We start from the raw sequence: 5,216 nt of genomic DNA, 5'->3' as shown, positions 1-5,216 counted from the left end.
CGGTCAGCGGGCGCGGCCGCTCGGCATGCTGGGCGCGGCGTTCCTCCAGCACGGCCAGCGCCCGGGCGGCGCCGGCGGCGGCCTCCGGGTCGCCGGCGGTCGCCTCCGTCAGCATCACCCGCAGCCGGCCGGGATAGGCGGGGGAGGCGAGCAGGATGGAGATCGGGTCGAAGCAGGCGAGGATCTGCTCGGCCTCCGCCTCGGCCTGGCGCAGCCGCTCGAAGAAGCCGGCGCCGGCGGGGAAGTGCTCGACCTCGATGCCGATCAGCGCGGCCAGCGAGACGCCGAGCAGCCCGGCCGCGCGCTCCAGCAGGTCGAGCCGCGGGATGCCGTCCTTCTCATAGGTGTAGAGCGCGGCGCGGGAGATGCCGAGCCGCGCGGCCACCACCTCGGGCGCGAGGCCGGCGCCCAGGCGCCAGGCCCGCAGCCGCGCGCCGATCTGCCGCATGTCCAGCGCCATCCGGGCGGCCGCGCGGGCTCAGGCGATGATGTCGGGGACCAGCCGGCTTTCCAGCCAGGCGATCTCGTCCTTCAGCTTCAGCTTGCGCTTCTTCAGCCGTTGCAGCTGGAGCTGGTCGGCGACCGAATGCTCCAGTCGGGCGATCACGGTGTCGAGATCACGATGCTCGCTGCGGAGCTCATGCAGCTGGCGCAGCAGGGAGTCACGGTCCGCCAGGATGGGCCTCATCGGTTGGTCGGTTTGAGTCGCATCGGCGCTCGGAAACGCCATATCATGTCCGGGCGTGGCCGCACAGCACGGTCTGTCCTTCCGCCCCGCCAACGCCGCTGGTCGGGGTTGCGGGAAGGGGGCAGCGGGCTGAAGCGGCCCGTCCCGGAAGGGCGGGTGCGGCGCCTCTGCCGTGCCCAAGGCGCTTCCGTGCCAAGCAACCTCAGGAGGATCGCGTGCCGATGATGCAACAGCCCCGCCTGCGCAGCCTGCAGGAGCGCCACGCCACGCTGGAGCGGCAGATTGCCGAGGAGGGCAACCGGCCGCAGCCGGATGCCGGAACGCTGATGCGCCTGAAGCGCGCCAAGCTGCGCCTCAAAGAGGAAATGCAGCGCCTGTCCAGCGCGCGCTGAACGGCCGCGCCCGACAGGTCGGCGGCGTCCCCGTCAAGCGGGGGCGCCGTGCCTGTTCTTGCCCCACGGCCTATGGTCGCCACCCTGGTTCCCCAGGCCGGGCGCGGGGCAGGGTGGCGATTTGGCCCTAGGTGGCCAGGGTCCCGGGGCCTATAAGCCCGCATCCCTTTCCTTTTGGAGCAAAGACACACGGCATGGACGCCTCGGATCTCACGCGCGTGCAGACCTATCTGCGTCGCCTCTTCGGCACCGACCGCATCAACCTGATCCGCCCGGCGCGGCCGGGGCTGTCGGTCGAGGTGGCGGTCGAGGATGAGGTGATCGGCACGCTGCACCGCGACACCGAGGATGGCGAGATTTCCTACTCCGTCCATCTGACGATCCTCGAGGAGGATCTGCCGCCGCCGCCCAAGCCGGCCGCGCGCCCGGCGCCGCGCCGGTAATCGCCATCCTGGCGGCGCATCCCCGGCCGGGGATGCGGGCCACGGACAGCAAAAAGGCGGGTCGCCCAAGCGACCCGCCTTTTTGCATGCCCGGCTGTTCATGCCCCGCCGCGACCCTGGGCCGGAGAGAAAGGTGCCCGTGCAGCACCGCCCCTCCCGGCCCTGACCGGCAGCTGACAGAAAAATCAAGCGGCGTCTTCGTCCTCGGGGGGCATCAGGGGGGCGGAGGGGTTGCCGCCGGCGGCCAGGATGGCGGCGTTCAGGTCGGACTGGCTGCACAGGCCGAGGATCACCGGGTCGCGCGGCTTGATGTTGGCGCTGTTCCAGTGGGTGCGGTCGCGCACCTTGGCGATGGTGTCCTTGGTGGTGCCGAGCAGCTTGCCGATCTGCGCCTCGGAGAGCTGCGGGAAGTTGCGCAGCAGGAAGGCGATGCCGTCCGGGCGGTCATTGCGCTTGGAGACGGGGGTGTAGCGGGCGCCCTTGCCACGGCTCTTCGGCGCCGGGCTGGCGGTTTCCATCAGCCGCAGCCGGGCGTTCGGGTCGGCCTCGCAGCGCAGGATCTCCTCGCGGCGCAGCTGGCTGTTCTGCACCGGATCGTAGCCGACGATCCCCTGCGCGACCTCGCCATCCGCGATCGCCTGCACCTCCAGCGGATGCATGCCGACGAAATCGGCGATCTGATCGAAGCTCAGGGACGTCTTCTCGATGAGCCACACAGCGGTGGCCTTCGGCATCAGCGGCAGGGTCATCGGAAACCTTACGAGTCGGTCGGGCAGCCCGCACAGGCCGCCCCAGATGCCGTTGCATATAGAGAGCGGGAAGGGAGGGGTCAAAGCCCGAGCGCCCGGCGGCTCGGAATGCCTGCCCCGCCGTCGCGGAAAGCTTTGGCACGCGCGCGCCTTGGCGCGGGCCCTGGCGCCCCATATCGTCGGCAGACGCAACGAGCAAGGAGATCGGCAGATGGCGACGCGCCCCGTGGCGGTGCTGTTCGGCGGGACGGGCTTCATCGGCAGGCATCTGGTGCCCCGCCTGGCGCGGCTGGACTACCAGCTGCGCATCGTCACGCGGAATCCGGAGGCGGTGCGGCCGCTGGCGACGCAGGGGCAGCTCGGCCAGGTCGAGCCGGTTTCGCTGCGCCTGTCGGACGAGGCGGCGATGGCCCGGCTGTTCCAGGGCGCCGACCTGGTGGTGAACCTGGTCGGCATCCTGGCGGAGAAGCGGAAAGGCGATTTCCAGCGCCTGCAGGGCGAGCTGCCGGGGCGGATCGGCCGCGCCGCCGCGGCGGCCGGCGTCGGCCGGGTGGTGCAGGTCTCGGCGATCGGCGCCGATGCCGCCAGCCCCTCCGAATACGCCCGCAGCAAGGCGGCGGGGGAGGCGGCTTTGCGCGCGGCCTTCCCGCGCGCGACCATCCTGCGCCCCTCCATCGTGTTCGGGCCGGAGGACCAGTTCTTCAACCGCTTCGCCGGCATGGCGCAGCTGCTGCCGGTGATGCCGGTGGTCTGCGGCGCGACGCGCTTCCAGCCGGTCTTCGTGGGCGATGTGGCCGCCGCCATCGTCGCGGCGGCGACGCGGCCCGAGGCGCCGGGCCAGACCTATGAGCTGGGCGGGCCGCGCGTCGCCAGCTTCCGCGAGCTGATGGGCTATGTGCTGGAGGTGACGGGCCGGCCGAAGCGGCTGGTGCCGCTGCCGGACGGGCTGGTGCGCCTGCAGGCGCGGCTGGGGGAAATGCTGCCCAACCCGCCGCTGACGCGCGACCAGCTGGCGCAGCTGCGGCGCGACAATGTGGTCTCGGCCGAGGCGAAGACGCTGGCCGATCTGGGCATCGCGCCCACGGCGATGGAGGCGGTGGTGCCGGGCTATCTGGCGCGGTTCCGCCCGGGTGGGGCGCGTCGCGCCCAGCCGGCCTGAGGGGTAATGACCGAATCGGACCCATCAACATGACCGGGATGCAATACTGGTGCGATCCTGAAAGGGGGTTGCGATTTTAAGGTCAGAAAGGGTGACCTTTCGGCGCAATTAAGACTCGCAACCCCCGTCCGACTATGCCAAAGCTGCGCGGCCGGGGTGCGAGCCCCGCCCGGCGCTGCCTGCGCGGGCGGCCGCCTCCCGGTCCCGATCCCTTCCTGCCCGAAGGACCCGCGCCCGATGGCCGAACGCATGCTGCAATTCGTGCGACTTTCCCAACAGACGCCCGACAAGCGCGCCGCCACCGAGCGAAAGGCCGATTTCGGCGAGATCTACCAGCGCTTCAGCGCCGAGCGCGCCGGCGAGCAGGCCAGCCGCTGCAGCCAGTGCGGCGTGCCCTTCTGCTCGATCCATTGCCCGCTGAACAACAACATCCCCGACTGGCTGAAGCTGACCGCCGAGGGGCGGCTGGAGGAGGCCTATGAGGTCTCCTCCGCCACCAACACCTTCCCCGAGATCTGCGGCCGCGTCTGCCCGCAGGACCGGCTCTGCGAAGGCAATTGCGTCATCGAGAAGGGTTTTGACAGTGTCACCATCGGCGCTGTCGAGAAGTACATCACCGACACCGCCTGGGAGCAGGGCTGGGTGAAGCCGCCCAAGCCCGCGCGCGAGGTGGAGCATTCGGTCGGCATCATCGGTGCCGGCCCCGCCGGCCTGGCGGCGGCCGAGCGGCTGCGGCTGCGCGGCTGGAAGGTCACGGTCTATGACCGCTATGACCGCGTCGGCGGGCTGATGATCTACGGCATCCCGAACTTCAAGCTGGAGAAGGAGGTCGTCCTCCGCCGCCACGCCCAGTATGCCGAGGCCGGCATCGAGTTCGTGCTGAACTGCCGCATCGGCCAGGACATCTCGCTGGCCGAGCTGCGCGCGAAGCACGACGCGGTGCTGATCGCCACCGGCGTCTACAAGGCGCGCGACATTGGCGGGCCGGGCTCCGACCTCGCCGGTATCGTGCCGGCGCTGGACTACCTCACCGCCTCCAACCGCGAGAATCTCGGCGACCATGTGCCGGAATTCGTCGATGGCACGCTGAACGCCGCCGGCAAGCGCGTCGTCGTCATCGGCGGCGGCGACACGGCGATGGATTGCGTGCGCACCGCCATCCGCCAGGGCGCCGCCGCCGTCACCTGCCTCTACCGCCGCGACAAGGCGAACATGCCCGGCTCGATGCGCGAGGTGTCGAATGCCGAGGAGGAGGGCGTCACCTTCTCCTGGCTCTCGGCGCCCGAGGGCTTCGAGGGGCAGGAGGGCCGCGTCTCCGGTGTGCGCGCGGTGAAGATGCATCTCGGCCTGCCGGACGCCACCGGCCGCCAGCAGGTCGAGCCGATCCCGGGCAGCGGCTTCACCGAGCCCGCCGACCTGGTGATCAAGGCGCTGGGCTTCGACCCCGAGGACCTGCCGACCCTGTTCGGCGAGCCGGGGCTGACCGTCAGCCGCTGGGGCACGCTGACCATCGACCGCCGCAGCATGATGACGAAGCTGGAGGGCGTCTTCGCCGCCGGCGACATCGTGCGCGGCGCCTCGCTGGTGGTCTGGGGCATCCGCGACGGGCGCGACGCGGCCGAGCAGATCGAATCCTATGTGCTCGCCCGCAAGGCGGCCGCCGCCAGCCCGGCCATGGCGGCCGAGTGATGCGGCGGTTCCTGGTCGCCGCGCCGCTGCTGCTCGCCGCGCCGCTGGCGCTGGCGCAGCCCAGCCAGTTCGGCAGCGGTGCCGCGCCGGCGCCCT

The 5,216-nt window shown here is 71.2% G+C and carries 7 protein-coding genes; 4 read left to right on the top strand and 3 right to left on the bottom strand.

Translation table 11 applies throughout. The annotated features are described in order from the left end of the window. Together HMPREF0731_RS04995 and HMPREF0731_RS04990 are read right to left on the bottom strand one after the other, a co-directional pair. A partial coding sequence (locus HMPREF0731_RS04995; protein WP_169312252.1) for a helix-turn-helix domain-containing protein occupies positions 1-448 on the bottom strand: 448 nt, incomplete at its 3' end. Positions 449-478: 30 nt separating this feature from the next. Beyond that, the gene (locus HMPREF0731_RS04990) at positions 479-679 is read right to left on the bottom strand and encodes a YdcH family protein (protein WP_040612315.1); all 201 of its coding nucleotides are present in this window, start codon (positions 677-679) and stop codon (positions 479-481) included. A gap of 230 nt (positions 680-909) precedes the next feature. On the opposite strand from HMPREF0731_RS04990, the gene HMPREF0731_RS23575 reads away from it, so the two are divergent. Together HMPREF0731_RS23575 and HMPREF0731_RS04985 are read left to right on the top strand one after the other, a co-directional pair. After that, positions 910-1,080 carry a YdcH family protein gene (locus HMPREF0731_RS23575; protein WP_007002944.1) on the top strand — a complete coding sequence of 57 codons (171 nt, stop codon included), beginning with the start codon at positions 910-912 and terminating at the stop codon, positions 1,078-1,080. A 194-nt stretch (positions 1,081-1,274) separates the two neighbouring features. Beyond that, a complete protein-coding gene (locus HMPREF0731_RS04985) occupies positions 1,275-1,523 on the top strand; it encodes a DUF3126 family protein (protein ID WP_007002943.1) in 249 nt (82 codons plus the stop codon). A gap of 185 nt (positions 1,524-1,708) precedes the next feature. Here HMPREF0731_RS04985 and HMPREF0731_RS04980 read toward each other — a convergent pair whose 3' ends face one another. Continuing rightward, a complete protein-coding gene (locus HMPREF0731_RS04980) occupies positions 1,709-2,272 on the bottom strand; it encodes a DUF1013 domain-containing protein (RefSeq protein ID WP_007002942.1) in 564 nt (187 codons plus the stop codon). Between the two features lie 211 nt (positions 2,273-2,483). Between HMPREF0731_RS04980 and HMPREF0731_RS04975 the strand changes: the two genes are divergently transcribed. Both HMPREF0731_RS04975 and HMPREF0731_RS04970 read left to right on the top strand, forming a co-directional pair. Continuing rightward, positions 2,484-3,431, top strand: a complete 948-nt coding sequence (locus tag HMPREF0731_RS04975; RefSeq protein ID WP_007002941.1) for a complex I NDUFA9 subunit family protein — start codon at positions 2,484-2,486, stop codon at positions 3,429-3,431. A 237-nt stretch (positions 3,432-3,668) separates the two neighbouring features. Further along, complete coding sequence (locus HMPREF0731_RS04970; protein WP_007002940.1) at positions 3,669-5,120, top strand: NAD(P)-dependent oxidoreductase; 1,452 nt, start codon at positions 3,669-3,671, stop codon at positions 5,118-5,120. The last annotated feature ends 96 nt before the right edge of the window (positions 5,121-5,216 follow it).

This window comes from Pseudoroseomonas cervicalis ATCC 49957 (genome assembly GCF_000164635.1).
In the GTDB taxonomy this organism is placed as follows: Bacteria; Pseudomonadota; Alphaproteobacteria; order Acetobacterales; family Acetobacteraceae; genus Pseudoroseomonas; species Pseudoroseomonas cervicalis.
Note: the sequence above shows the minus strand (reverse complement) of the source record. Positions and strands in the feature narration are given on the sequence as shown.